Raw genomic sequence first — 26,149 nt, 5'->3', positions numbered from 1 at the left:
TTCACTCCGCTGCAATCGCCTTGGGGGCGGGTGTGTTGGGCTTGGCGCCGTGTTCGTATTCTTCGAGGAAATCGAGGACTTCCTGCCGGTAGGCGTAGTAGTCCGGATGTTCCAAAAGGGCCTTGCGAGTGCGCGGCCGCGGCAGGTCAACCTTGGTGATCCTGCCGATCGTTGCCTGCGGGCCGTTGGTCATCATCACCACACGGTCGGCCAGAAGGATCGCCTCATCCACGTCGTGGGTCACACAGATCGCGGTGACCTTGGTGCGGGACCAGACCTCCATCAGAACTTCTTGCAATTCCCATCGTGTGAGGCTGTCGAGCATTCCAAACGGTTCATCCAGCAGCAGCAGTTTGGGAGACAGGGCAAAAGCGCGGGCGATGCCGACGCGTTGCTTCATGCCGTTCGACAGGTTTGAGGCGGATTTGTCCATCGCATCGGCCAGACCGACCCGCTCCAGATAGTATTCGACCACATCCTGCCGCTCGGCCAAGCTGGCCTTGGGATAGACTTTATCCACCCCAATCGCGACGTTTTCCTTGGCGCTGAGCCACGGGAACAGGTTGGGTGACTGGAACACGACGGCGCGCTCAGGATCTGCCCCTTCGACATGGCGTCCATCCAGCTTGATCGCGCCTTTCGAGATGTCGTTCAGCCCAGCGGCCATTGTCAGAACCGTGGATTTGCCACAGCCAGAGTGGCCGATCAGCGAGATGAATTCTCCCTTGTCGATCTTCAGGTCGAAATCCTCGACCACGGTCAACGGGCCTTTGGGAGTCGGATAAACCTTGTGCAGTTGCGAGAAGTCTAGGAAGCGGTCCTGGATCATCCCTTTCTGCGCCTCTGCCACCGCCGTTGGCACGCCATGAATTGGGGTGACATCGGGCAGGATGCGGGAGCCTTCGACCTTGGCCTCGATTCCCACATCCATCAGGTATTTGGTGACGTTAGCGCGCAAGCGCTTGAATGTTTCTTCGTTGTTCATCGCGCCCCGATCCCGTGGGCGCGGGATCGACACCCGAAACTCCTGTCCGAGCGTACCATCCGGGTTCAGGGCAATGATCCGGTCGGCCAGAATGATTGCCTCATCCACGTCATTGGTGATGAGGACACAGGTTTTCTTGTTAGCCTCCCAGATGTGTTCAATCTCATCCGCCAGATTGGCGCGAGTCAGCGCGTCAAGCGCTGACAGAGGCTCATCCAGCAGCAGAACCTCGGGGTTCATCGACAAGGCGCGCGCCACGTTGACCCGCTGTCGCATCCCACCGGACAGTTCTGCTGGGCGGCGCGTTGCGGCATGGCTTAGGCCTACCATCTTCACGTAGTGCGCAACCTTCTCGGATTTCTCGGCCTTACTGAGGCCGGGAAAGACTGTGTCTACCGCCAGACCCACATTGCCGCTGACCGTCAGCCACGGCATCAGAGAATAGTTTTGGAAGATCACGCCACGCTCGGGGCCCGGCCCCTTGATCGGAGTACCTTTGAACGTGACCTCTCCGCCGGTTGGGGTGTCCAGTCCGGCCATCAGGTTGATCAAGGTCGTCTTGCCGGTGCCCGAGAAGCCGAGGATCACCAGAAACTCACCCTCTTGCACGTCAAGGTCGATACCTTTCAGCACGTCGGTGCGTGCGGCGCCTGCACCGAAGGATTTCGAGGCCTTCTTGAAGCTCAGAATGCTCATCTCGATCACCGGTTATTCGTGAAGGTAAACAGCGATTGCAGCGCGTACATCACCCGGTCCAGCAGAAAGCCGATGATGCCGATGGTGAAGACCGCAACCATGATTTTGGCGAGCGAGCTGGACGAGCCGTTCTGAAACTCATCCCAGACAAATTTGCCCAAGCCGGGGTTCTGCGCCAGCATTTCAGCCGCGATCAGAACCATCCAGCCGACGCCCAGCGACAAGCGCAGGCCAGTGAAGATCAGCGGCAAGGCCGAGGGCAGCACCAGCTTGGTGATCTTGGTATAAGTGTTCATTTTCAGAACCTTGGAAACGTTTACCAAGTCTCTATCGATGGATGCCACGCCCAGAGAAGTGTTGATCAGCGTGGGCCAAAGCGAACACAGGGTCACAGTGATGGCCGAGATCAGGAAGGATTTGGCGAACAAGCCGTCATTGGTGACGTAAACCGCCGAGACGATCATGGTAACGATCGGTAGCCATGCCAGCGGTGAGACCGGCTTGAAGATTTGGATCAGCGGGTTCAGCGCCGCATTTGCAGTCGGTGAAAGGCCAGCAGCGATCCCAAGCGGAACAGCCACAACCGTAGCGATCAGGAAGCCGAAAAACACGGTTTTGATCGAGGTCCAGATTTGCTGGTAGTAGGACGGAGCACCGGTGTAAGCGACTTGCTTGACCTCATCCGCCCGGCCCGCATCGATCAGCTTCTGGTTCCGTTTCTCAACCATCGCCTCGAACTTGTCGCGTTTGGCGGCCTTGGCCTGCGCGTCCTCGTTCAGGTTGATCATTTCTTCCCAGACCTGAGCCGGTCCGGGGACCGCGCCCAGAGAGGTTTGAACTTTGGGTGCCAATGTCCCCCACAACAGCAGGAACGCGCAGATCGACAAAAGGGGAACGACCAGAAGACGCCAGATCTCGGTCATCTGGGCGCGCGGGTTGTCTCCGGCAGCGGCCTTCAGAACCGGGGTGGCCCAGCTGAGGCCCAGAACCTGGAACCATTTGTCGGCTGCGTTGATACGGGTGAACAGGCGGGCGCGACGCGCCTCTCGGGCGGCGTCTGCGTTGAATTCGGGATCGACCGTTGTCATCTGATGTGTCCTTGCGATGGCGGGGCACTTTGGGGTCCGCGCTCGACCAATGCCGGGCGCGCTGTTTCGGGATTAGCCTTGCACGTCCGAGCCGACGATCTTCTGATCGCCTTTCAGACCGATGGAGAGGCTTTCGAGATAGGCGTTGGGGGCGCGGCCGTCATAGGCGATGCCGTCGATGATATCCTCGGCAGGGGTCGGCGCTTTGTAACCATCGCTTTCCCAAGGGAAGTCGGCCTCATTCGCCAGCCCTTCGTCGACCAGCAAGCGCGCGGCTTCCAGATAGATCTCAGGCTTGTAGATGGATTTGGCGACTTCGTCATACCAGCTGTCGGGCTTGGATTCGGGGATCTGACCCCAACGGCGCATCTGGGTCAGGTACCAGATGGCGTCTGAGTAGAACGGGTAGGTCGCATTGTAGCGGAAGAACACGTTGAAATCAGGAACTTCGCGCTTGTCGCCTTTCTCGTATTCGAACGTGCCGGTCATCGAGTTGGCGATCACGTCATAGTCCGCGCCGACGTATTCCGCACGGCTCAGAATTTCGACGGCTTCAGGGCGGTTGGCGTTGTCGTTTTCATCCAGCCACTGCGCAGCACGGATCAGAGCCTTGGTCACGGCCAGAGTGGTGTTTGGGTATTCTTCGGCGAACTCTGCCGTGATGCCAAACACCTTTTCCGGGTTGTTCTTCCACAGCTCATAGTCGGTAATCACCGGAACGCCGATACCCTTGAACACGGCCTGCTGGTTCCACGGCTCACCCACGCAGTAGCCATAGATCGTGCCGGCCTCTAACGTGGCAGGCATCTGCGGCGGAGGCGTCACCGACAGGAATACATCTGCACCGATCTGACCGGTCACGTTTTCGGGGCTGTAGAAGCCCGGATGCAGACCACCGGCTGCCAACCAATAGCGCAGTTCGTAATTGTGGGTCGAAACCGGGAAGACCATGCCCATGTTAAAAGGCTTGCCTTCGGACTTGTATTTCTCAACCACCGGAGCCAGAGCTTCGGCGCTGATCGGGTGCTGAGGACGGCCATCCTCCATGACAGGGATGTTCGGCTTCATCTCTTCCCAAACCTCGTTGGAGACGGTGATGCCGTTGCCGTTCAGGTCCATCGAAAACGGAGTGATAATATGGGCTTCGGTCCCGTACCCAATGGTCGCTGCCAAAGGCTGTCCAGCCAGCATATGCGCGCCGTCCAACTGACCGTCGATTACGCCGTCCAGCAGCACTTTCCAGTTGGCTTGTGCTTCCAGCGTCACGAACAGGCCTTCGTCCAGAAAGTACCCATTCTCATAAGCAACAGCCAGCGGCGCCATATCGGTCAGCTTGATGAAGCCAAACGTCAGCTCGTCTTTTTCCAGTTCCAACTCGGCTAGCGCCGGAGACACAAGTGCCGTCGTTGCAGCGAGGCCTAAAAGAAGCATTTTCATCTCGATCCCTTTCGGTTCAGCCCAACCCCTTGGGCAAACAAAAAAGCCGCCGACACAGTCCGCCGGGAGGAGGTGGCGGATGGTCGAGCGGCTTTGCTCTTGTGAGGTGCCCTGGACTATGGGCGAATTCCGTCGGTGGGCGTCGTTGCCTGCCGATGTCTTAATTAAGTCAGTCGCAAAGCGCGGCGTCATCACTTTTTGAGGTTTTCACCCTGAAAATTCTGCAATGCAGCAAGAAGATATGCTGCACTGCAAAAATTTTGTGCAGACTTACCCGGTAGGCTCGAAAATGCGCCGGTCGAAAAAGACATTCCGAGACAGAATCAGGCTGCCATTGGCCGAGGCAACCGCCGTCGACTCGGGCAACGCCCCCTCCAGTTTCTCCGACGCGCCGGGGGTTTCGACGCCCAACCCTTGTAACTCGCGGCGATAGAGATCACTGCGAAAGACCTTGGCGGCTTGTCGTTCCGCAGTTCCGGCGTCCAGCCCGTTTCTTTGCGCCAATTGATGCGCGACCCATTTCGCCTGGCTGCGCCACGGGAAAGTAGCGGCGCCGTCAAAGAACTCGACGAATCCATCCACATGGCGTTGCTCGCCGCGGGCCGAGATTGTGAATTCGCCCATCAATGCTCGGTCGATCAGTTCGGGTGAGACGTTGAGGTAGGTTTTACGCGATAGCATCTCGGACGCGGTCGTCCGGCTGTCTGCGTTCGAGAGCCAGCGCCCCGCGCGCCAAACGGCCCGCATGAGGCTGCCCAGCAAATGCGGCTCGGTTTCGGCCCAATCGTTTCTGACCGCCAACACCTTTTCAGGTGCACAGGTCCAGATCGCCTTGCCGGGCAGCAGCAGTGCGCCGACATTGTCGTCTACGGCGAATGAGCCCCAAGGCTCGCCCACGCAGAAGGCATCGATCTCGCCACCCGCGAGTGCCTGCGCCATCAGCGGCGGTGGCACAGTTCGGATTTCGACCCGTTTAGAGGCCAGCTCGGTTCTAGAAACCCAATAGCGCAGTAATTCAACATGCATTGAAAAGGGAAAAGGCACGCCAAATACCAAAACGTCACCGGCGGCCTTTGCCAGCGCAGTCCCAGCCGCAGCGGCATCAAAGAAGTCGAAGCCGTAACCTTGTTCGGTCAACCGGTCAGCCAATTGCGTTCCAACGCCGATGACATTGCCATTCAGGGAAAGGACAGACACGGCGGATAGCGGCGTTGCAATGCCACCAAGACCTAAAGCCATCGCAACGGGGATAGGCGACAGCAAATGCGCCGCATCCACATGCCCGAAGGCGAGCATGTCGCGCAAAGAGGACCATGACGGGGCTGGGCGCAGGTCCAGCGAAACACCCTCGGCATGGTCAAACCCCATCTCGCGCGCGACGATAAGCGGGGCCGCGTCGACCAGAGGCATATAGGCGACGGGCAGAATTGGGGTTCTCATGACAACAACCCCGACGCAGTTACAAGGGCTTCGGCAACATCCGCGACCCGGCGGTTCTGATTCATCGCAGTTTTGCGCAGCAGGGCATAGGCTTCGTCTTCCGACACACCCTTGGCCTTCATCAACAACCCTTTGGCGCGGTCGATCACCTTGCGATCTTCCAAGGCGCGGCGGGTCTCCGCCAGTTCGGTCCGCATCTGACGTAGTACCTGAAAGCGAGCGATGGCGGTATCGATCACAGGTTTTATGCGCTCGACTTGAAGGCCATCGACTACATATGCTGAGACCCCAGCTTCAACGGCGGCTTTTGACAACCCGCCCGCTGCGCCCGAGACGAACATAGCCACGGGACGTTCCAGTGGACCCGACGCAACGGTCAGCTCTTCAAGCATATCGCGCGAGGGATTGTCGATATCTATCAGGACAATGTCTGGGCTATGCGTTGCGATTTTGCGTGCCAGCCCGGAGACATTACCGATCACAAAAACCTCAACGTCTCCGGACTCTTTTAAGGAATCTACAATTGCAAAAGCACGTTCTTGATTCTGTTCGACTACAACGACTGTCAGGTTTGTTTTCATAGAGAATCAAGTGAGCCCAAGCGTCATTGATCGCAATTACAACTCCATCAAAAGTAGTCATCGGACTACCGGTTCGCCCAATTTCTCAGCTTATTTTTCGCGCGCAGCGGAATGTCTGCACAGTTTTTTTGCATGTATCAAAAAATTTTACAGTGAACACCGCGGTGACGCATTGGATCGAATCTTTTTGGGGGGCACTCCTTAGCTCTGGGACGTTCAAATGCACTTCCTTAGACGATCAATTCGAAAGTCCGCTTTGTCAGCAAACCATGTGGTTTCGCGAACGCAGCGAACGACCGCTTCCCGCACATTCCGGACGTTCAACTTCTAGTGTCATGTGGCAAGTGGGCGGGACAAAGTTCGAATTCGCTGCGGTTGCTCGAACGACAGCTGCTGGTGGGTTGCGACGACAACGCCCTGCTGGTCGGGCGGGAAAGGTACTTGTACGCGATTACAAAATTCTTTGCTGCCCGTCGCGAATGGGGACCAACGTACATCGATCATCGTTGGGTGATAATTCCGGTTCTCAAAATGTGGTTCTGGGTGCAACTTTCCTTAGCCAAATAGATTATTTTAGTCGTGTAATAAAACTTTCAAACTCCGCGTCCGAGATTGTTGCGCACTCGTATGGGTTTGGAAATTGCTCCTCTTCAACAGATTCCCTGAACGCCGTAAGTGCAACTCGGCGTTGGTGTTTTATCTGTTCATATAGTGATTTGAGATCACCAAAGGCGCGTGCGTGGCGCGGGCTTTCAGGTTGCTCTCCGCATATGTCATTTTGAAAAAGGTAGATGATGTCTGCGCCGGGACCCGAACCGAGCGACGATGTTATCAGCGACGTACGCGAGGAAATCTCAGCCATTACTCGGTCACAGATTACTTCAGCCTCTACCGAAAAGGCTCCGGCATCTTCCATTGTGCGAAACGCATTCCAAAGCGCGATAGCCTCTTCCGCAGTCTTACCAACGGCGCGCAGGCCGCCCCGCCAAGTGGATTTGCGAGGAACCAGGCCAAGATGACACATCACGGGGATGTCTTCGCGCGCTAAAAGTTCAACGATGTGCGGTCCTCTTGCCGTGTAGATGCTGTCGGCACCATCCTTCATGGCCTCAAACGCGGCGGTCAGCACGTCACTTTCGGTTGCAAAGTCCGGGAGACCGAGTGCAGCGGTGAAGAACAATTCAGGCGCGCCTTGACGCACGGTGGACGTGTTGTGGGCATTGCCCATGATCAAGTCAATTCCGGCATCTTTCGCGGCTGCTGCCTCTTCGGTTGTATTCGCCGTCGTCTGAACCAGCTTGCGGATACCCTTTAGCGCACGAAGGTCGGAAGCGGTGTAGTTTCTAAGTGAGAACTTCGCGTCCCAGTCGTAGATACGTTTCATGACGTCACCCGATATCGATAAAGACATCTCCGTCTTCGACCTTAACTGGGTAGGTTTTCAGGTTCACACAGACCGGTGAGCGCTTTGCCTCGCCGGTGCGATAATCGAATTGGCCGTTGTGCATGGGGCATTCGATCAGATGATCGATCACCAGACCGTCTTCCAGATGCACTTCTTCATGGGTGCACAGGCCGTCTGTGCAGTAAAATTCGTCCTCGGGGCTTCGGTAGATGGCAAAGGTACGATCGCCATTGTCGTAACGGATTAGATCTTCGGTTTCGATGTCATCGCAAGCGCAGGCGCGGGTCCAGTTCGTCATAGGCTTTCCTGTATTCCGGGGAGTGGGTCACTCGGCCGCTATGGCTGTTGGTCGAGTGTATTCTGGGCTGGGGTTAGCGTCCTTGGGCAGCAACGGCTTGCGGTCGACAAAGTAGAACGGATCGCGCCGCTGGATCAGAATGGCTGGGAGCATTTCGCGAAATGCGGTCAGTGTTCCCTTGTAAGCTGGTGGGCAATCGCCTTTGATTTCTTCGTGCAGGGCCGGGAGATTGTAGAACGGCACCATTGGATACATGTGATGTTCCACATGGTAGTTCATGTTCGAATACACGAAGCGGAAGAACCGGTTCATGTAGACGGTTCGCGAGTTCAATCGGTGATCCGGGACGTCTTCTGCCAGCCCGGCATGCTGTAGTGACGCCAACAGGTGATGCAACCACGAACCATAGAAAGTGGGACCGCCGATCAGTACAATGGGCAGCCATGATTGCAGCACCATTGCCAAAGCAAATGTCATTGCGAGGATTGCGAGGTGAACACGCGACGCCAAGAACGCCTTAGAACGGTCGGCTTCGATGAGGAAGGTTTTCTGATCTTTGGTCAAACGACCAGCCGACAACCGAAACATCTTCTTCAATTCACTCCAGCCAGATTGCAGATGCAGCATGTTCCATAAGATGTTGAGTGGATGCGGAGGCCGTGGAAACGCAATCTCGGGGTCTTTTCCGACGATCACCGTGTCCGTGTGATGGCGTGTATGGCTCCACCGCCAAAGATAGGGGTTTTTCAGCGACATAAATGAGGCCAGCTGATAGGCTGCAGTGTTCAGCCAAGGCGTTTTGAATACAGTCCCATGGCAGCATTCATGCCAACGGCTGTCGGCACAGGATCCATAAAACACCCCGTAGAGGATGACAGACGGCACTGCCCACCACGTACCCCAGGTCAGAATGACCAGAGCACCGGTTGCCAACACAAATCCCAGCCAGATCCCGTAGTCGATCAGGGCCGGAGCATCGCGGCGCTTCATCAGTTCCTTCATCCGTTTCCGGGGGACTGGAGTAGAATACCACTGTTTAGGTGCAAAGCTTGGACCGCTGTCCCGGCCCGTCAGCGAATAATCCCGCCAAGGAATGGTATTGTCCTGCAGCACATCAGGTTCCTTTTCTACATTGCTGTTGCCGAGCAGAACCGAGGAGCGCCTGAATCGTCAAACCTGTCGTGATATTTTCTATCATTTCTCTCAGAATATTCTGTAAAATAGATGATACGTTTTATCATGGAGCGTGCTATGGCCCGTGTCACACTCAAAGACGTCGCAGAAAAGGCGGGGGTAGGCGTCGCAACAGTAGACCGCGTTCTGAATGCGCGTGCGCCGGTTTCTGCGGCGACAACTGCGCGGGTTCTTTCAGCGGCAGAAGCGTTGGGGTATCGCTCGGCAGGATTGTTGCGGCGCCGAGTTGAGGAGATGGCTCCAGCTAAACGGTTGGGCTTTATTCTTCAAAAGGAAAGCAAGTGGTTTTATCGCGAATTGGCAATCGAGTTGCAGCAAAAAGCAGAGCAGTTGCGCAGTATCCGGGCAAATGTTGTGGTCCGGTATGTAGAAAGTCTGTCGCCGTCCGAGCTTGCAACTGCGATTGACGAAATGCACGGCAAGGTAGACGCCATAGGCTTGGTTGCGATTGATCACCCGGAGATCAATCGTGCGATCGCCAGCGCTGATGTCCCTGTCATTGCATTGCTCTCGCCGCTGTCTTCGCCTCACATTACTGCCTATGTCGGGATCGACAGTCGAAAAGCGGGGCGGACGGCAGGTTGGGCGATGGCGCGTCTTGATCGAACCGAAGGCGCGGTTGGCATCCTTATCGGGTCGCACAGGTATCTGGGGCACGAAGCGCTTGAGAGTGGGTTCAGAAGCTACATGCGCGAATTTGCACCGCAGAAACCTCTTCGAGACTCTGTGGTCTATCTGGATGACGCGGCAGTCGCATATGAAGCGACAGCAGAATTGCTGCGGGCCAACAAAGACCTCTCCGGCGTCTATCATTGCGGAGGCGGAGTGACCGGAGCATTGAAAGCGCTGCGCGAGGCAGGGCAATCGCGAGAGATTGTCTACATCTGCCATGAACGGACACCGGTTACCGAAGCCGCGCTTGCCGATGGCAGTATCGATTTGGTGGTCAACAATCCGCTGGATCAGGTTGCTGATCGCGTGACTCAGATAATGTCTCGGTGTCTGACTGGAAAACCAATTCAGGAACAGGTTGGGGTTATTCCCTTCGATCTTTGCACATCAGAAAACTTGTGAACATCAGCCGAAAGTGGCGCCGTTGATGTTTTCACGGGTGATGACTTCAACTGGAACGACCTCTGCCTGATGGGAGCGGTTTTCCAGTGTCGCGATCAGGGTTTGAACGGCTTGTTCGGCGATCCGTTGCATATTCTGATGGATGACAAGATCCATTGATCCGTCCAGCAGGTAGTTTCTCGTCTTCGGCGTAAGGTTGTGGCCGATCAGCATGATTTCTCCCGTCAAATCGCGATCAGCCAGAGCCGCCACAATGCCTTCGTTGCCACCGCCAACGTTATAAATGCCCAGCAGCCCAGGATGCTCGTCCAGCATCTGGCCCACCACCACGCGATTTTCCAGTACATCATCGTGGCCGATATAGGTACCCACAACGCGGAGGTGGCTGAAATCCCTTCGCAAGGCCGACCGAAACCCCATCTCTCGATCCGAATGGTTGCGATATAGTTGCTCGCCGGAAATCACGCCGACGGTTCCGGATTGCCGTAGCATTCGACCCATAAAATAGGCCGCTGTTCGTCCTGCGGCCATGTTGTCCGTCCCGACAAATTGGCCCAGAACAGGGCTGATCAGATCGGAGACGACAGGTATGCAGGGAATATTCAAACCGTGCAGCTCTTCAACTGCGTCGCGAACCCGCGGATCATCCAAAGCCTGAAAGCCAACTGCATCAATTCCCTGCCCGGCGCAGGCTCTTAGTTTTCGAGCCAACACTGATGGTTCCAATTTCGTGGAAAAGACACACTCGACAGTGGCGCGGCCATTGGTGAAAACACTCTGAAAACAGTTGCCCAGAAATTCTGTCGATGGTCCGGCTTCCTCTGGTAGAAATATCTTCAGCCGCCAGGGTCGCGCAGGCTGGTCCAATTGAGCGCCGGATTCGATCGCGTGCTTGGCCTGCAAAACCCGCTGGCGGGTCTCAGGCTTTACGTTTGATCTGTTGTTCAAAACCCGGTCAACCGTAGCGGTGCCGACCCCCGCGATCCTCGCAATCTCGGAGACACGTGCCTTCTTTGGGATTATTACAGCTTCATCGCTCATAAGCCTCTGCTAACATCATTCCCGATCAAAATCATCCTCAAATAAACCTCTAAGAACATCAAAACCCATCATTCCCGTCATTTGATGCAATTTTTCTTGCCACCGAATTGTAAGGGGGCTTATCCCAACGTCATGCAACGGGATCGAGTCCCGTTCAGGGAGGATAACATGACCTACACAGCTAAATTACTGGCCGGGGTAACCGGCCTATTAATGACGGCCAGTACAGCACTGGCGGCGGACTTCACCTTTAAATATGGTAATGAGCAGCCGGAAACCTCAATCCGTTCGCAGTCCATGGACTGGTTCAAGACTGAACTTGAAAAACGTACGGACGGTCGCATCGAAGTCGAGAATTTCTTTGGTGCCGCGCTTGGTAACGAGCGTGAAATGATGGATCAGGTGACGGCCGGTTTGCTGCAAGGCACGCGTGGCGGTTTCTTTGCCGACGCGTCCGGGGCATTCAACCTGTACCAGTTGCCGTTCCTCGTCGCGAATTGGGATGAGATGGAATGTCTGGTCGGTTCGGACTTCACCAAGGGCGTTCAGGCCCGTGCTGAGGCGAACGGATATCACATCCCTGCCACCGGTATCAGCCAAGGATTCCGGGCCTATACCAACAACGTTCAGCCAATAACATCGGTTGCTGATCTGCAAGGTCTGCGCATTCGCGAACCTCAATCTGATCTGATGATCGCCACGGGCACAGCCATCGGGTCGGTTCCGGTCGCCATGCCGTTTTCAGAGGCATATCAGGCATTCAAACAGGGCGTGATTGACGGGCAGCATAACCCGCCGCAAAATATCTGGGACTTCAATATTCACGAAGTGCAAAAGTATCTGACGCTGTCGAACCACATGACCGGCCCCGATCCTTTGATCGTCAACAAGGCATGGTATGACGGTTTGCCCGAAGACCTTCAGGCCACCTTTGACGAGGTTGCGGTCGAAGCGATGGCGATGTCGGACAAGCTGTATCGCGATGCTGAAACGAACATCGTCGGCGAACTCGGTAAGCACATGGAGATCAACGAACTGACGCCCGAAGCCCTGGCGGGTTTCCAGGAAGCCGTTGCGCCGGTCTATCAACAGATGATCGACGCAGGTCATTTCACGATGGATGATATCGACGCTGCCCGTGCTGCAGCGGCGTCTTGCGGCTGATCTGAAATGGCAATTCCGGGCGCCTTAACTCTGCGCCCGGAGTCCCTTCTTATCGGAACCGGTTTATGGATTCTCTCTCTGCAATTGACCGTGTACTGACGCGCGTTATTGAAGCGCTGATGGTTGTGCTGTTCGGGGTGTTTCTGGTGATTGTCGTCACCAAAGTCCTGATGCGCCCCTTTGACATGGCAATCTACGGCGTCGACGAACAGGTTAAGATTGCGTTTCTTTGCACTTCGGCCTTGGGCGGTGCAGTCGCGATTACGAAGCGCGAGCATATCGCGATCACATTCTTCATCGACATGATGCCCTACTACGTCAAAATGGCCTTCTACGTGGCGGGGCTTGTCCTTGTCGGAGTGATGAACGCGGCATTGGTCTGGCTGTCCATCGATTGGATCGCAGGGCCAGGCAAAAACATGTGGCAACCCTTCGGAATGCCTCAGGCATATGTGTTCATCATTGTTCCGATCTCCTGTTCGATTGCCGTTTTCTACTGTTTCGTTCGCGTGGTTCTGACGCTGGGCGGTCGGGACTCCATCGATGTTCTCTGGATGCCGGAGGACTGACATGTTGATCCTTTTTGCCACGCTTGGAATATTGTTGGTCTGTGGAGTTCCCATTGCCTATTCTCTCGGACTGGCATCACTGGCGTATTTCCTGATCGAGGCCCCCGCGGCGACAGGGTTCGTCGTGCAGCGATTCTTTTCGGGCATCAACAATTACCCGCTGGTCTCACTGCCCTTCTTCATCCTGATGGGACTGGTGATGAATTCCGGAGGCATTACGCGACGCCTGCTGGACCTGTCCATGTTCTTCGTCGGTCGGTTGAAAGGTGGGCTGGGATTGGTCAACGTCGTGGGCTCGATGATTTTTGGTGGCATCTCGGGTTCTTCTGCCTCGGATACTGCTTCAATCGGGTCCGTGCTGATTCCTGAGATGGAGAAACGAGGTTACCCCAAGAGTTTCGCAGCGGGGATCACGGTTGCCTCGTCCACTATGGGCATGATCATCCCGCCGTCTGTTCCCATGATTATCTACGCCGTCGCTGCCGAAGAGAGCATCGGTCGCCTGTTTCTGGGCGGGATCATTCCCGGCATCATGGTTGGCCTGCTGCAGCTGATCGTCGTGTGGTTGTTGGCCAAGAAGAACGATTACCCGACCGAAGATGTACCGTTCACGTTGGCCGAGGCAGGGCGACAGGCGCGGCGTTCGGCTGCCGTGGCGTTGATGCCAATCCTGATCGTGGGGTCGGTTGTATTCGGTTTCGTTACTCCGACCGAGACAGCCGGAGCGGCGGTGGTTTACGGTCTGATCATCGGCTTATTCATCGTCGGCTTCGGCGTTCTCAAAGAACTGCCTGGAGCCATGCGCCACGCCATCATCATGTCGGCCAAGATCATGATGATCATCGCGTTCAGTCAGGTGTTCATCACTGTACTGGCGCTGGAACGTGTACCCAATCAACTGGCCGATTTCGTTTCGGGCCTCGGACTTGGCCCGGTCGCCTTCATGGTTCTGACAGCCATTTTGATCCTGATGGCGGGTACGTTCATCGACGTTAGTCCCGCCATTCTATTACTGACACCGGTTCTGTTGCCGGTTGCTGAAAAGCTGGGCGTTTCCGGCGTGCATTTTGGTGTGGTGATGGTCTCGGGTCTCGCGGTTGGTGCATGCACACCGCCAGTAGGAAATTGCCTGAATGTCTGCGCTGCGATCTGCCGTATGCCGATCGGAAAGATTTTCGTCGGGGCCGCGCCGTTCCTGCTGGCAAATGTGGTGGTGCTGATATTGATCGCGATCTTCCCGCAACTGGTTATGTGGATACCGGACGCGGTGATGGGACCGTAACGACACAGAATTGGGCAGCGGGGTGTCTTCCGGACCTGCCCGGCCTTGGTCAGCCAAAGCCTGAAATCCCCGCACACATCGACGCCCAAAAAATTATGGGCGCCAAACCTCAACGCCGGCCAAGCCGGGCGACACATTAGGAAGACAATTATGCAACGTGTAGGTGTCATAGGATTGGGAGACATGGGCAGCGGGCTGGCCAGGAACCTAATCAAAAACGGGTTCGAAACCACGGGGTTTGATCTGAGTGAGGCGCGACTGAAGACGCTAGGTGAAATGGGCGGAGTGCCTGCTACCAGCGTGGCAGATGTGGGGGCCAACGCGGATGCTGTCTATGTCATGGTCATGAATGGCGACCAGGCCAAGGCTGTCATTCTTGGTGAAGACGGTCTGGTCCGTCACATGGCGCAGGGCGGGGCGGTCATTCTGACAGCCACGATCAAACCGCGTGAAGCCCGCGAGATTGGTGAGGCCGTGGCCGGTTCTGGCATTCACCTGATCGATAGCCCTGTCTCTGGCGGCTTTCCGGGTGCGCAGGGCGGCACTCTTACCATGATGGCTGCGGCCCCTGATACCGTACTGGACGAATTCCAACCAGTGATGGAGGCGGTCTCGGCCACCATTCACCGCGTAGGGGACGGGCCCGGCCAAGGTCAGACCGTAAAAGCATGTCTGCAGACTCTGATCGGTTCAATCTTTTCGGCAACATTTGAGGCGTCGGTTCTTGCCGCCAAGGCGGGCGTGAAGGGCGAAAACCTGTTCAAGGTCTTTTCGACCTCTGGCGCGGGATGCGGATGCACCAACACAGCGCTGGAGAACATCATCGACCGTAAATTCGAAAACACTGGCTCGGGCATCGGCACCATGCACAAGGACCTGACCATCTCACTGGATCTGGCCGAAGAGCTCGGCGTTCCAATGCATACTGCTTCATCTGCCATGCAGATTTTCCATGCTGGCAAAACCAAATTCCCCGATGGCGACAACTGGGCCTGCACCCGCGTGATCGAAGACATTGTCGGCGCTGAGTTGCATCGCTGAGAAAGGACAAGAACATGAAACTTGGCGTTATCTGTGATGGCATCAGTCGCGACCTGAAACACGCGGTCGATGTGATGGATGAGTTTGACCTCGAATATGCCGAACTGCAATTTGTCGGCGATACGGAGGTTGGCGATCACTCTGCGGATGAGATCAGGGAAATTGACGCGCTGCTTCGGGATCGGGGCAAGCCTGTATCCTGTCTGTCGCGCCACATCTTCGCGGGAATGACCGGGGCGAACAAACCAGGGGACGACCTGCATAGCAAGCATATGGATGCTCTGAAGCGCGTGATCGACATGGCGCATGTGGTCGGCGGCCCATTGGTGCGCATTATGACTCCGAAGAAAGAGCAGATTCTGTGGGGGTCCGGAGGTGCAGAAAAATGGAACGTCGCCAAGGGTGCATGGGACGCGATGCTGCCCCTGATTGCACCGGCGATTGACGTTGCCAAGGACGGCGGAGTGACTTTGGTCGTCGAAACGGGCAACGGGACCATGGTGAATTCGAATTACACCGCCCGTAAGCTGATCGATGATCTGGATGCCAAAGACACGTTAAAGGTACTTTGGGATCCGGCCAACAATTGCTGGTGTCACGAACAAGCGTTTCCTGCTGGGTATGACGAGGTAAAAGATGGCTATCTCGGGCACATCCACATCAAGGACGTTCAAGTCGACACGCCCCGCGCAACATTGACGGTCAAACAAATGGGCGAAGGCCAACTGGCCGATCAGTTTCAGCCGATGGCGGATGCTCTGAAAACCGACGCCTATGATGGGGTGATATCATTCGAAAGTGTCTACCATCCCGGTAACGGAAATTTCGAAGACGGTTTCCGCCGCTGTATCGATCGCTTCAAAGAGCATTTTGGTTGAACCTCTGGCGAGACCAAAACGGCCAATCGATGTTCCTCCCAAAACATCGTTCGGCCGAAATACAGACCCGTCCTCAGGCGGGTCTGTTTTGGTTTTTCGGTGAAAACCAAATAACTGTCAAAAGATCTAGTTCTGCGTGACGATTGAGGAGAGTTCGCATTAATTTCCACAAAAAATTTCTCTTTCGGCGATTGTGTCGCAGTACTTCAATGGCAGCTTAGGCGGACCGCACCGTAGCGTGGAGATAGTCTGGTTGGCTTCTACAAGGTGTGATCCTTGCGCAGACCCAAGGCAGCAATCAGAGCTTCGAAGTCGCTCGTGCGCGCGCAGCATTTGTCAAAATGGGCTCTCCACACACCTTGGCCGCAGTGTCAATAAATAGGGGCTACCGGTATTGGGTCAGAAATGCTTGACGTTTGGGTCAGAATTGAATGACGTGATTTGCCCATTTATTGAGGTTTTGTGCGCCGATTGAGTCAGGAATCAGTGACGTTCCACAGTGCTTGTGTAAGGCGACACATAGTTCTGCCACCAGCGACAGGACCTTTCCATTTTCGCCTCACTTCCTTCATCTAACACCTGGACCGATCTCATTGATCCTGACTTCTTTTTGGGAAAATCAGGGCTGATTTGCAGATCAGACGCCGAAAGCGCCTGTTCCTGCTGATCTGCCACGTGGCGAACGCGGATGGGGGCGAGGCAATGCTATTCGACAATAGTGGTGCGGCCCGCAGGCGTAGCCGAGGACACGGTGTTGTCTAATAGGGTTGCCCGAGTGGGAAGGCAGCGTCTTACCCTTTACAGCCAGAGGCGTTTGGATTGTCCATATGCCGATGACCCAAAGCAGGTGCAGCGGAGCAGGCTGCGCCCTTACTGTTTGCGCAAGAACGCATTGTTATTCTAATGAAACTGGCGGAAACCGGTCATTCGCTGTAATCGCAATAATTCTCTTTGATTATGAAAGGTTTCGGGTTCCGGGCAGAAATAGAAACAAACTATAGGGCTATGGGAAGCTCGAGCGTAACGCTTGCTCCTTGCTCGACTTGGTTGATTGCGACCACTCCTCCGTGACGCTTCGCGACAGCTGAGACAATCGACAACCCTAAACCGCTACCTTCGGAATATTCCAGCTGCGAAAATCGACTGAAAACGGCTTCGCTTTGGTCGGGTGAAAGGCCGGTTCCGTCATCAGATACGGTTAGTTTGACGTTCCCCGCGTCACAACGCAGTACAACTGATATTCGGCTCAGTTCAGCGCCGCCGTGCTTAAGCGCATTGTCCAGCAGGTTTTTGATAGCCTCTGCCAAAAAGATCCGATCTCCCGAGACCAAGATTGTTGGTTCTGGCAATGTGACTTCAAAATCGATCCCTTGTGTGAGGATATGAACGCCCATGTCAGCGCAGGCCTCTTCCACAACCGCACGGAAATCAATCTTGTCCATCTGATCCTGATGCGTAGGTTGCCGCAGTCGTTCCAGTGACAATAGTTGTTCCGCCACTGTAGCCGAATTCTTTGCCGCTGCCACCAGCTCGATTATCCGTTTGTCTTTGTCCTCATCTGTTTTTGCATCGCGCAATGCCTCAGCCATGGACTGGACCGCAGCCGCCGGATTTCGCAATTGATGCGCGGCTTCTGAGATAAACACCTGATGGGCGTTGATGCTGTGCTCGACCTGTCCAAACAGCCGGTTCAACGTCTGAACAATTCCATGAACCTCGACCGGGACCGGGCGTCTGATTTCGCTCAGGTCGTCAGGTGAGCGTAGGTCGATCGCATCCTGCAAATCCAGCAAGGGGCGCAACCCGCGTGCGACCCCGAACCACACGACAACGGCAAGGGTGGCCAGCAGAATACCCATCAGGATCGCGGCGCGGATCGACAGTTCGTTGGCAAAAGCGTTGCGGTCCGCAACGCGTTGCCACGCTGTGACTGTCGCATCGCCCACCAGGTTATCCAACGTGACCCGCTCAGTCATTTTCAGCACGCGCACCGACTCATCCCGATAAACTGCTTCGAAAAATTGCGGCTGGTATGCGTCTTGCTCTGACGGGTTTGCAGCGGCCGGAGGATATGCATACCCTGTGACGTAGATGCCACCGGGTCCGGTCACGTGATAAAAAATCTCCCCGCCTGACGCATCGCGGATCAAGCTGCGCGTGGTGGGCGACAAGGCATCGCCTTCTGACACAGCCACGTCGCGCGAAATGGCCAGACCGGCGGATAGCAGGCTGTCGTCAAATAACTCCTGCGCCGTTTTCTGGGCCACGGTGTAGCGCCAGTATCCAAGCAGGATTGCGAGCAGCACCAATGGCGTCAGGATCAGAATGAAAAGCCTGAGCCTGAGTGAGCCGTGCCGGATCACTTCTGCACCTCTAGCAGATATCCAAGGCCACGGGCGGTCTTGATCCGGATGCCAAGGTTCTGAAGGCGTTTGCGCAGTCGTGACACATGCGGCTCGACGGCTGAATCGTCGACATCGGCGCCCACGCCGTAGACGTAATCGGTCAACTGACTTTTGGGGACGATCCTGCCCCGCCGTTCCAGCAGGCATTCAAGCACAGCCATTTCCCGACGCGGCACATCGAGAATTTGGCCCTTTGCGCTCACCTGCCGGGCGGTGCGGTCGAACTCAAGATCTCCGATGGTCTCGCGCGCGCCATAATCCAGTTGTTTGCGACGGGACAGCGCGCGGATGCGGGCTTCGAGTTCGTCCATTTCGAAGGGTTTCACGAGGTAATCGTCAGCGCCCATATCCAGACCGGAAACACGGTCGCTGGTCTCGGTACGTGCGGTTAGCAGGATGACAGGCGCGCTGTCGCCCCGGTTGCGCAGGGACCGCAAGATCTCAAGCCCTGACCGACCCGGCAGGTTGATGTCCAGAACGATCAGGTCTGCGCCTTCCTGTTCCAGATACAAATCGGCCGCGACACCATCTGTCAGCACGTCAGCGGCATGGCCCCTGTCCCGCAGGCGATAGGCAATGGCGTTGGCGAGGGTCTCGTTATCCTCGACGATGACGATCCGCATTCGGGCTCCTGCAAGTTTCGCGCAAGGTTGGCGCTCCATGATTGCCAGATGGGAGGGGGAATCAACCCCACAGTTCTATTTGCAATCACGGTGGTGCGGAGGGCGCTGACGTGGTTGTCTGGTCAACAGGGAGGAACCAATGGCCATTTCCAACTTCACCCGTCGCGCCGTCGTGGGGCTGATTGCCGCCGCCGGACTCGCCGCACCTGCCGCTGCCGAGGTCGATTTCTCGGGCAAGACCATCGAATGGGTCATTCCGTTCTCGGAAACGGGCGGGTCGGCCAAATGGGCCAACTTCTTTGCCCCGCTTCTGTCCGAGGCGCTGCCGGGTCAGCCGACTGTGGTAGTTAAGTTCATGCCCGGTGCAGGATCGACCAAAGGAGCGAACTGGTTTCAGGAGCAGGAGCACGACGATGGCACCCTGCTGTTTGGCACGTCGGGTTCAACACAGTTCCCGTATCTGCTGAGCGACCCGCGTGTGCGCTACGAATACAACGATTGGATTCCGGTTATGGCGTCGGGTACCGGTGGCGTTGCCTATCTGAACGCCGAGGATGGAGCCAAGTTTGATGGTTCTGCCAATGCGCTGAAAGACACCAACTTCATCTACGGCTCGCAGGGCGCGACTCGTTTAGACCTTGTGCCGCTGCTGGCCTGGCAGATGCTGGGCATGAATGTTGAGCCTGTCTTTGGCATCAAGGGCCGCGGTGATGGCCGCCTGATGTTCGAACGTGGTGAAGCCAATATCGATTACCAAACGTCCTCGGGCTATCTGGGCGGCTCGGCCCCGCTGGTCGAGGCTGGTCAGGCCGTTCCGATGATGACGTGGGGCGCGTTGGATGCGGATGGCAATATCGTGCGCGACCCGACATTCCCGGATATTCCGACCTTTAAAGAGGTTTGCGAGGCCACAGATGGTTGCGAAACCAGCGGTGAGGCTTGGGATGCGTGGAAAGCCTTCTTCGTGGCAGGCTTCCCGGTTCAGAAGCTGGCCTTCCTGCCCGGTGACACGCCGCAAGAGGTCGTCGATGCCTATACAGCAGCGTTCCAAGCTGTGACCGAGCGGGGCGATTTTGCTGATATCTCCTCGAAACGCGTTGGTAAGTATCCTGTTTTTGTCGGCGAAGGCTCAAAATCTGCTCTGCAGACGGCGACCAATGTGGACGACAATGCCAAGCAATACGTCCTGAACTGGCTGAAAGAGGCCTACGGCGTCGAGCTGAACTAAGCTGACACGTCGTCGCGCGCCCAACGAAGGGCGCGCGTTTCTCTACATACAAAACAGTTAATGAAAGGCGGCCGCTATGGAGGTTTTCGCCACCGCTCTACCTGCGCTTGGTGACGCGTGGGGTCTTATCCTGCAACCTATCGTATTGGGTTATCTTGTGCTCGGCGTCGTTATGGGGCTGGCTGTGGGCGTCTTTCCGGGGCTTGGTGGCATTGCCGGTCTGTCCCTGCTGTTGCCTTTCATGTTCGGAATGGACCCGATCCTTGGTCTGGCGCTGATGATCGGGATGGTCGCGGTAGTGCCGACGTCGGACACTTTTGCGTCCGTCCTGATGGGCATCCCCGGCAGCTCGGCCTCGCAGGCGACCGTGCTGGACGGCTTCCCCATGGCGAAAAAGGGCGAAGCGGCAAGGGCGCTGTCGGCGGCTTTTTCCTCGTCCCTCTTCGGCGGGCTGGTCGGCGCGACCTTCCTGACCATGTTCATTCTGATCGCGCGGCCCATCGTTCTGGCCTTCGGCCTGCCCGAGATGTTGATGATCACAATTCTCGGCCTGTCGATGGTCGCCATTTTGGCCGGGCGGATCCCGCTGAAAGGAGTCGCCGCCGCCGGTCTGGGCCTGATGGTCGGCACGATTGGTGAGGCGGATGCAGGCGGTTCGCTGCGCATGGCGACTTATGACATTCCTTATCTGACGGACGGCCTGAAGCTGGTTATCGTTGGCCTGGGAATCTTTGCGGTGCCCGAGATCGTATCGCTGCTGCGTCAAGATCGGTCGATTGCCAAAGGGGCCTCACTGGGCGCCGGTTGGCTGGACGGTGTCAAAGACTGGTTCGCAAATATATGGCTGTCGGTGCGTTGTTCGATCATTGGCGTGATTGTTGGCGTCATACCCGGCCTCGGCGGCTCGGTTGTCGACTGGATTGCCTACGGCCATTCGGTTCAATCCACCAAGGACAAGAGCAATTTCGGCAAAGGCGAAGTGCGCGGAGTCATCGGCCCGGAAAGCTCGAACAACGCCAAGGAGGGCGGCGGGCTGGTGCCAACTTTGCTGTTTGGCATTCCCGGTTCCGGCTCAATGGCGATCTTTATCGGCGCGGTGGCCCTGCTGGGGTCTGGCGATATCGAGGTCGGTCCAAGCATGCTGAAAGACAATCTCGACATCACCTATTCAATCGTTTGGCTGCTGGCGCTGGCCAACGTCGTGGGCACGATCTTGTGCATCGCGGCATCGGGCGGGATCGCCAAGCTGACCACGATCCGCTTCACCTATCTGGCCCCGTTCCTGTTCATGCTGATCAGCTTTGCGGCGTTCCAGTCCGGTCAGAACTTCGAAGACCTGCTGGCCTTGTTCGTAATCGGCCTGATCGGCATCTTCCTGCGCCGCTTCGACTGGTCGCGCCCCGCCTTCCTGATCGGTTTCGTTCTGTCGAACCCGGTTGAGAAGTTCACCAATCAGGCGTTCCAGATCGCCTCATTCCGGTTCCGCAAAAGCTTTGGCGAGGGGATGGAGTATGTCTTCAGCCCCATCGTGATCGTCCTGATCGTGGTCACAGTCGTCTCGGTCATTCTGGGTATCCGGCAGGCCAAGATGATCATGGCCGAGGGTGATGTTCAGGCCGGTACCAAACGCGCGCCGCTTATCTTTCTGCTGGTGATCATGGCCTATCTGATCGTCGCTTTGGTCAACGCCAACATGATCCCCGACTACAATATGACCGACAAGATCATCCCGCTGGTGATCGGCAGCGTCTCGCTGTTCTGTTGCGTGATCCTTCTGATCCAGATGATGCGGCGGCCCGAGGGTGACGCGATCTTTGCCGACAAGGAAATCGCCGGTGAAGACGCCAGCGCACCCCACGGTCTGTGGTCCACTCTGGCATGGTTCGCCAGTTTGATCGCGGCCACGTGGGTGGTGGGCTTCATCCTCGCCCTGATAGGGTTCCTGATCGCCTTTCTCCGTATCCGCGCCGGGTCCAGCTGGCAGATGACTCTGATCCTGACCGCCTGCGGCATCGGGTTCATGTGCCTGATGGCGGGCGCTCTGAACCGCGATTTCCCGCCGGGTCTGTTGCAGGACATGGTCAGCCTGCCCTGGCCGTTGAAGTGAGGGGTTCAAAATGACTCAAACCGCAATCCCTTATATGCTGATGCGTGGCGGCACGTCGAAAGGCCCGTATTTCCGTCGCTCGGATTTGCCCGAGGATCTGGACGCGCTAGCCGAGGTGCTGATAGCCGCCCTTGGTTCCGGGCAGTCGCTGAACATCGACGGCATCGGCGGCGGCGCGGCGGTGACCACAAAAGTCGCGATGCTGTCGGTCAGTGAGGATGAGTGGGCCGATATCGACTATTTCTTCGCTCAGGTCTCGGTCGAGGACAAGCTGGTCGATTTCAAACCGACTTGCGGCAACATCCTGTCCGGGGTTGCCCCTGCGGCTATCGAGATGGGCCTGTTCAAACCGCAGGGCGATGAAACTGAAGTTCGCATTCGGGCCGTCAACACTGGGGCTCGGGTCGTGGCCAAGGTGAATACACCCGGGGGCGAATTGACCTATGAGGGTGATGCGGAGATCGCCGGCGTTCCCGGTCATTCAGCGCCGGTGCAGTTGAGTTTCATGGGCGTGGTGGGCTCGGCCACCGGAGCGTTCCTGCCTACGGGCAACCTGCGCGATGCAGTTCAGGGCGTCGAACTGACCTGCATGGATGTCGCTATGCCGATGGCTATCGCCCGCGCCACAGATTTCGGATTGACGGGCTATGAGAGCGCCAAGGAGCTGGACGCAAACCGCGCGTTCTTTGACCGGATGGAGGCCGTTAGGATCGAAGCAGGCCAGCGGATGGGTATGGGGGATGTGTCCAAATCGGTCACCCCTAAGTTCGGCCTTGTTGCTCCGGCCAGAGAGTGCGGAACGCTTGCGGTGCGGTATTTCATGCCGTGGAAAACCCACCCGACCATGGCGGTCACCGGCGCGCAATGCATGGCGTCTTGTGCTTTGACGCCCGGAACCGTCGCCGACGGTTTGCTGGATCGCCCCACTAAAAGCCCAGCCGAAGTTGTTCTGGAACACGCCTCGGGCAAAATAGACGTGCTGGTCAATTTCTCTACCGACGAAGGTTTCACCGTGAACGCGGCGGGCTTAGTTCGAACTGCGCGCAAGTTGGCTGACGGGCATGTTTATGTGCCGCAATCTGTTTGGGACGGGAGTTGATTAGGTGGCAGCCATTAAGTATACTATGGTATACAAAAGAGGAGGTCACGATGGTCGACTATTCGGAATGCCTCGGTATCGCGCGTCTGGAACTAAAGCTGGCGCAAGCGGCCTTGCGGCGAGATATGGCAGAATACCCAACGCCGATCGCCGGGTGTGATGAGCAGTTCAACCATCTGCTGGATCAAAGCGAACGGGTCCGAAACGCTCTGGCCGCCCTTGACGCACCGCATTTTGTCCCGACGCCAAGAAAACTGAACACCGAGCAGGGTATAGAAAGCCGATGAAGGTCCACATTCTTGATGACTGGTTTGGCACGCTGCGTGGCCTGCCTTGTTTTGAGAAACTCACCGCTCATGAGGTGACGGTATGGACGGATCATGTCGAAGACGCTGACACTCTGGCCGAACGACTGCAGGACGCAGAGGTGCTTGTCCTGTTCCGCGAACGTACCAAAGTCACCCGCGCCTTGCTGGAGAAATTACCAAACCTGAAACTGATCAGCCAGCGCAGCGTTTATCCTCATGTCGATGTTGAGGCCTGCACAGATCACGACGTGCTGCTGTGCTCAAACATGCATGGCGGGACGCCGTCTTATGCTGCAGCCGAACTTACTTGGGCGTTAATCATGGCCGGGATGCGGAATTTGCCCGCACAAATGGCCTCGGTCAAAGCAGGGCACTGGCAGGCGGGCGTGGGCAAGACGCTGAGGGGGCGTCAGTTGGGGCTCTATGGCTATGGCCGCATTGCTCGCGCCATTGCAAATTATGCCGAGGCCTTTGGGATGAATGTGGTCTGGTGGTCATCCGTAGAAGGCCGGGCGCGTGCGCAGGCGGATGGCGCGCAGGTCGCGCCCAGCCGTGAAGCGTTCTTTGGCAGCAGCGATGTTATCTCGGTCCATGTGCGCTTGAAACCGGACACGCGCGGGATCATCACCGCATCGGATTTCGCACAGATGCAGCCGGAGGCGCTGTTTGTGAACACCTCGCGAGCCGGGCTGATCGCACCTGGTGCTTTGCTTGAGGCGCTGAACGTCGGTCGCCCCGGCAAAGCGGCGATTGATGTGTTCGATTCCGAGCCACTGATTGATCCGACCGACCCGCTTTTGTCACATCCCAACCTGATCGCGACCCCACATATCGGCTTTGTCACTGAGGATGAGTTCGACCTGCAATTCGCGGATATTTTCGATCAGGTGAACGCCTATGCCGAAGGCGCTCCGATCCACATGATCAACCCCGAGGTTTGGACCAACGCAGAATAAGGTTTGCGGCGATGGGCGCACCAATGATCACTAACACGATCCTTGTCAGATGGTGGGTGATCACAAAGCCCAAATCCGCGCCCGAGACGATGGCCAGCACCGTCATCTCTGCCTGCCCACCGGGCGCGAAGGCCAGAAACGCCTCGACAGGTTGGCCCAGTCCCAAGGTGGTGACAACGGCGGTGAAAGCGGCTGCCAGGACGGCAAGGACAATGACATAGGCGAAGCCCGCTGCCACTACCCGGCGTAGTTCGACCCATGTGACACCTACGAATTTCGCACCAATTCCGCAGCCAATGAAAAACTGCGCTGCTAGGATGGCCTCGCGAGGCGGTCGGGTATGAATGAAGTCGCCCAGTGACAAGGCTGCCGTCAGGATCATTGGCCCCAGGATTGACGCCCCGAACAGGCCGATCCGCTCTCCGCCTTTCCAGCCGACAATGGCGGCCAGAACCATCAGCGCCAATTCATGTATTGGCAGGTTGTGCGCGGGCTCGCCAATCGGATTGGTGAGCTGGGCATCATAGAACACGGTGAGGAACAAGGGGGCCAACGTCACGATGATCAGCACGCGCGTACCGTGGATCAAGGACAAGGTACGCGGATTGGCCCCGGCCTCAGTGCCAAAAATGATCATGTCTTGCAAACCGCCCGGCATGGCTGCGTAGAAAGCCGTTGTGGAGTCAAAGCCCCAGAATTTGCGAAAGAATGGCACACCTACCAGCGCGATCAGCAGGATGAAGAACGGGATCAGCGCAATTGACGCGGCCATTTTCGGCAATTCAGCAAACAGAGCCGGCGTAATCGATGCCCCTACCGCCACGCCCAGTATAGTGCGGGCGGCAACCGAGACCTGTCCAAAGCCTTGCATCGGTGCGTGTGCAAGAGCTGCAATCAAACATGCGCTCATTGGCCCGAACAGAAAGGGTAGCGGCAGGTTCAGCGCCCAAAATACCCCAGTGCCCAACACCGCCAGGCCGAGCGTGACGGCCTGTTTCGTCAGAAGAGAGGGGGTATCGGTTTGGCTGTGCAAGGTAAGCGTTCCAGCTTCGTTGACTTATAATGTATCCATATGTATACAACTGGACGCAAGATGACAAGAGAACCTGCGATGACCCTTCATGACGCCCCGTTACAACCTGGCCCACAAGGCAATTCCGCGTATCAGCGCCTGCTGGACGAGATTCGCGAGGGCACTCTTCTGCCCGGCGACCGGCTGCGTGAGATTGAGCTCTCGGAACGGTTGGGCG

General features: G+C 56.7%; 23 protein-coding genes and 1 pseudogene. 12 read left to right on the top strand and 12 right to left on the bottom strand.

Features of this window, described 5'->3' with window-relative positions; translation table 11 throughout:
• Nucleotide 1 precedes the first annotated feature (1 nt).
• The 8 genes from ACR0C9_RS09365 to ACR0C9_RS09330 all read right to left on the bottom strand — a co-directional run bounded on the left by ACR0C9_RS09365 (nt 2) and on the right by ACR0C9_RS09330 (nt 9,043).
• Complete coding sequence (locus tag ACR0C9_RS09365) at nt 2-1,681, bottom strand: ABC transporter ATP-binding protein (protein WP_170455994.1); 1,680 nt, start codon at nt 1,679-1,681, stop codon at nt 2-4.
• A 5-nt stretch (nt 1,682-1,686) separates the two neighbouring features.
• On the bottom strand, nt 1,687-2,769 hold the full coding sequence (locus ACR0C9_RS09360; RefSeq protein ID WP_170455992.1) for an ABC transporter permease: 1,083 nt from the start codon (nt 2,767-2,769) through the stop codon (nt 1,687-1,689).
• A gap of 72 nt (nt 2,770-2,841) precedes the next feature.
• Nucleotides 2,842-4,206, bottom strand: a complete 1,365-nt coding sequence (locus tag ACR0C9_RS09355) for a CmpA/NrtA family ABC transporter substrate-binding protein (protein WP_480627358.1) — start codon at nt 4,204-4,206, stop codon at nt 2,842-2,844.
• A 270-nt stretch (nt 4,207-4,476) separates the two neighbouring features.
• Nucleotides 4,477-5,646, bottom strand: coding sequence for an ABC transporter substrate-binding protein (locus ACR0C9_RS09350; protein ID WP_170734275.1), 1,170 nt, complete (start codon nt 5,644-5,646; stop codon nt 4,477-4,479).
• Nucleotides 5,643-6,227 carry an ANTAR domain-containing protein gene (locus ACR0C9_RS09345; RefSeq protein ID WP_170623060.1) on the bottom strand — a complete coding sequence of 195 codons (585 nt, stop codon included), beginning with the start codon at nt 6,225-6,227 and terminating at the stop codon, nt 5,643-5,645. Before ACR0C9_RS09345 ends, ACR0C9_RS09350 begins: the two co-directional genes overlap by 4 nt.
• A 568-nt stretch (nt 6,228-6,795) precedes the next feature.
• Nucleotides 6,796-7,611, bottom strand: a complete 816-nt coding sequence (locus ACR0C9_RS09340; protein ID WP_170456766.1) for a 3-methyl-2-oxobutanoate hydroxymethyltransferase — start codon at nt 7,609-7,611, stop codon at nt 6,796-6,798.
• Between the two features lie 4 nt (nt 7,612-7,615).
• Entirely contained in the window at nt 7,616-7,930 is a 315-nt protein-coding gene (locus tag ACR0C9_RS09335; RefSeq protein WP_170410362.1) for a MocE family 2Fe-2S type ferredoxin, read from the bottom strand.
• A 27-nt stretch (nt 7,931-7,957) separates the two neighbouring features.
• On the bottom strand, nt 7,958-9,043 hold the full coding sequence (locus ACR0C9_RS09330; RefSeq protein WP_170456764.1) for a fatty acid desaturase: 1,086 nt from the start codon (nt 9,041-9,043) through the stop codon (nt 7,958-7,960).
• 111 nt (nt 9,044-9,154) lie between these two features.
• On the opposite strand from ACR0C9_RS09330, the pseudogene ACR0C9_RS09325 reads away from it, so the two are divergent.
• Nucleotides 9,155-9,313: pseudogene (locus ACR0C9_RS09325) on the top strand (LacI family DNA-binding transcriptional regulator); the annotation flags it as partial.
• A 24-nt stretch (nt 9,314-9,337) separates the two neighbouring features.
• A complete protein-coding gene (locus tag ACR0C9_RS09320) occupies nt 9,338-10,198 on the top strand; it encodes a substrate-binding domain-containing protein (protein ID WP_480781014.1) in 861 nt (286 codons plus the stop codon).
• A 3-nt stretch (nt 10,199-10,201) separates the two neighbouring features.
• Here ACR0C9_RS09320 and ACR0C9_RS09315 read toward each other — a convergent pair whose 3' ends face one another.
• Nucleotides 10,202-11,239, bottom strand: coding sequence for a LacI family DNA-binding transcriptional regulator (locus ACR0C9_RS09315; RefSeq protein WP_480780870.1), 1,038 nt, complete (start codon nt 11,237-11,239; stop codon nt 10,202-10,204).
• A 168-nt stretch (nt 11,240-11,407) separates the two neighbouring features.
• On the opposite strand from ACR0C9_RS09315, the gene ACR0C9_RS09310 reads away from it, so the two are divergent.
• From ACR0C9_RS09310 to ACR0C9_RS09290, 5 genes are all read left to right on the top strand, one after another.
• On the top strand, nt 11,408-12,403 hold the full coding sequence (locus ACR0C9_RS09310; protein ID WP_480581719.1) for a TRAP transporter substrate-binding protein: 996 nt from the start codon (nt 11,408-11,410) through the stop codon (nt 12,401-12,403).
• 65 nt (nt 12,404-12,468) lie between these two features.
• A complete protein-coding gene (locus ACR0C9_RS09305; RefSeq protein ID WP_480780869.1) occupies nt 12,469-12,972 on the top strand; it encodes a TRAP transporter small permease in 504 nt (167 codons plus the stop codon).
• A gap of 1 nt (nt 12,973) precedes the next feature.
• A complete protein-coding gene (locus ACR0C9_RS09300) occupies nt 12,974-14,254 on the top strand; it encodes a TRAP transporter large permease (RefSeq protein WP_480780868.1) in 1,281 nt (426 codons plus the stop codon).
• 150 nt (nt 14,255-14,404) lie between these two features.
• A complete protein-coding gene (locus tag ACR0C9_RS09295) occupies nt 14,405-15,295 on the top strand; it encodes an NAD(P)-dependent oxidoreductase (RefSeq protein ID WP_170456754.1) in 891 nt (296 codons plus the stop codon).
• Nucleotides 15,296-15,309: 14 nt separating this feature from the next.
• The gene (locus ACR0C9_RS09290) at nt 15,310-16,173 is read left to right on the top strand and encodes a sugar phosphate isomerase/epimerase family protein (protein ID WP_170456752.1); all 864 of its coding nucleotides are present in this window, start codon (nt 15,310-15,312) and stop codon (nt 16,171-16,173) included.
• Nucleotides 16,174-17,168: 995 nt separating this feature from the next.
• On the opposite strand, the gene ACR0C9_RS09285 is transcribed toward ACR0C9_RS09290, so the two are convergent.
• Together ACR0C9_RS09285 and ACR0C9_RS09280 are read right to left on the bottom strand one after the other, a co-directional pair.
• Nucleotides 17,169-18,479: a sensor histidine kinase gene (locus ACR0C9_RS09285; RefSeq protein ID WP_480781013.1), complete on the bottom strand. Its 1,311-nt coding sequence runs from the start codon at nt 18,477-18,479 to the stop codon at nt 17,169-17,171.
• Nucleotides 18,480-18,532: 53 nt separating this feature from the next.
• Nucleotides 18,533-19,201, bottom strand: coding sequence for a response regulator transcription factor (locus ACR0C9_RS09280; RefSeq protein ID WP_170456751.1), 669 nt, complete (start codon nt 19,199-19,201; stop codon nt 18,533-18,535).
• Nucleotides 19,202-19,340: 139 nt separating this feature from the next.
• Between ACR0C9_RS09280 and ACR0C9_RS09275 the strand changes: the two genes are divergently transcribed.
• The 5 genes from ACR0C9_RS09275 (at nt 19,341) to ACR0C9_RS09255 (ending at nt 24,899) form a co-directional block, all read left to right on the top strand.
• Nucleotides 19,341-20,429, top strand: coding sequence for a type 2 periplasmic-binding domain-containing protein (locus ACR0C9_RS09275; protein WP_170624810.1), 1,089 nt, complete (start codon nt 19,341-19,343; stop codon nt 20,427-20,429).
• Nucleotides 20,430-20,505: 76 nt separating this feature from the next.
• Entirely contained in the window at nt 20,506-22,536 is a 2,031-nt protein-coding gene (locus tag ACR0C9_RS09270) for a tripartite tricarboxylate transporter permease (RefSeq protein WP_480780867.1), read from the top strand.
• Between the two features lie 10 nt (nt 22,537-22,546).
• Complete coding sequence (locus ACR0C9_RS09265) at nt 22,547-23,635, top strand: 4-oxalomesaconate tautomerase (protein ID WP_170456745.1); 1,089 nt, start codon at nt 22,547-22,549, stop codon at nt 23,633-23,635.
• A 50-nt stretch (nt 23,636-23,685) separates the two neighbouring features.
• Nucleotides 23,686-23,922, top strand: a complete 237-nt coding sequence (locus tag ACR0C9_RS09260; RefSeq protein WP_170456743.1) for a hypothetical protein — start codon at nt 23,686-23,688, stop codon at nt 23,920-23,922.
• Nucleotides 23,919-24,899, top strand: coding sequence for a D-2-hydroxyacid dehydrogenase family protein (locus ACR0C9_RS09255; RefSeq protein WP_480780866.1), 981 nt, complete (start codon nt 23,919-23,921; stop codon nt 24,897-24,899). The genes ACR0C9_RS09260 and ACR0C9_RS09255 overlap by 4 nt, the downstream gene beginning before the upstream one ends.
• On the opposite strand, the gene ACR0C9_RS09250 is transcribed toward ACR0C9_RS09255, so the two are convergent.
• Entirely contained in the window at nt 24,868-25,932 is a 1,065-nt protein-coding gene (locus ACR0C9_RS09250; RefSeq protein WP_480780865.1) for an AbrB family transcriptional regulator, read from the bottom strand. The two genes, ACR0C9_RS09255 and ACR0C9_RS09250, sit on opposite strands and share 32 nt — an antisense overlap.
• Between the last annotated feature and the right edge of the window lie 217 nt (nt 25,933-26,149).

Source organism: Ruegeria sp. C12, from assembly GCF_056537745.1.
This window is presented reverse-complemented; position numbering and strand designations above follow the sequence as displayed.

What these genes read in the sequence shown, in the direction of transcription:
- ACR0C9_RS09365 (WP_170455994.1), bottom strand. Translation starts at nt 1,681, where the DNA reads ATGAGCATTCTGAGCTTCAAGAAGGCCTCGAAATCCTTCGGTGCAGGC.
- ACR0C9_RS09360 (WP_170455992.1), bottom strand. Translation starts at nt 2,769, where the DNA reads ATGACAACGGTCGATCCCGAATTCAACGCAGACGCCGCCCGAGAGGCG.
- ACR0C9_RS09355 (WP_480627358.1), bottom strand. Translation starts at nt 4,206, where the DNA reads ATGAAAATGCTTCTTTTAGGCCTCGCTGCAACGACGGCACTTGTGTCT.
- ACR0C9_RS09350 (WP_170734275.1), bottom strand. Translation starts at nt 5,646, where the DNA reads ATGAGAACCCCAATTCTGCCCGTCGCCTATATGCCTCTGGTCGACGCG.
- ACR0C9_RS09345 (WP_170623060.1), bottom strand. Translation starts at nt 6,227, where the DNA reads ATGAAAACAAACCTGACAGTCGTTGTAGTCGAACAGAATCAAGAACGT.
- ACR0C9_RS09340 (WP_170456766.1), bottom strand. Translation starts at nt 7,611, where the DNA reads ATGAAACGTATCTACGACTGGGACGCGAAGTTCTCACTTAGAAACTAC.
- ACR0C9_RS09335 (WP_170410362.1), bottom strand. Translation starts at nt 7,930, where the DNA reads ATGACGAACTGGACCCGCGCCTGCGCTTGCGATGACATCGAAACCGAA.
- ACR0C9_RS09315 (WP_480780870.1), bottom strand. Translation starts at nt 11,239, where the DNA reads ATGAGCGATGAAGCTGTAATAATCCCAAAGAAGGCACGTGTCTCCGAG.
- ACR0C9_RS09310 (WP_480581719.1), top strand. Translation starts at nt 11,408, where the DNA reads ATGACCTACACAGCTAAATTACTGGCCGGGGTAACCGGCCTATTAATG.
- ACR0C9_RS09305 (WP_480780869.1), top strand. Translation starts at nt 12,469, where the DNA reads ATGGATTCTCTCTCTGCAATTGACCGTGTACTGACGCGCGTTATTGAA.
- ACR0C9_RS09300 (WP_480780868.1), top strand. Translation starts at nt 12,974, where the DNA reads ATGTTGATCCTTTTTGCCACGCTTGGAATATTGTTGGTCTGTGGAGTT.
- ACR0C9_RS09295 (WP_170456754.1), top strand. Translation starts at nt 14,405, where the DNA reads ATGCAACGTGTAGGTGTCATAGGATTGGGAGACATGGGCAGCGGGCTG.
- ACR0C9_RS09290 (WP_170456752.1), top strand. Translation starts at nt 15,310, where the DNA reads ATGAAACTTGGCGTTATCTGTGATGGCATCAGTCGCGACCTGAAACAC.
- ACR0C9_RS09280 (WP_170456751.1), bottom strand. Translation starts at nt 19,201, where the DNA reads ATGCGGATCGTCATCGTCGAGGATAACGAGACCCTCGCCAACGCCATT.
- ACR0C9_RS09275 (WP_170624810.1), top strand. Translation starts at nt 19,341, where the DNA reads ATGGCCATTTCCAACTTCACCCGTCGCGCCGTCGTGGGGCTGATTGCC.
- ACR0C9_RS09270 (WP_480780867.1), top strand. Translation starts at nt 20,506, where the DNA reads ATGGAGGTTTTCGCCACCGCTCTACCTGCGCTTGGTGACGCGTGGGGT.
- ACR0C9_RS09265 (WP_170456745.1), top strand. Translation starts at nt 22,547, where the DNA reads ATGACTCAAACCGCAATCCCTTATATGCTGATGCGTGGCGGCACGTCG.
- ACR0C9_RS09260 (WP_170456743.1), top strand. Translation starts at nt 23,686, where the DNA reads ATGGTCGACTATTCGGAATGCCTCGGTATCGCGCGTCTGGAACTAAAG.
- ACR0C9_RS09255 (WP_480780866.1), top strand. Translation starts at nt 23,919, where the DNA reads ATGAAGGTCCACATTCTTGATGACTGGTTTGGCACGCTGCGTGGCCTG.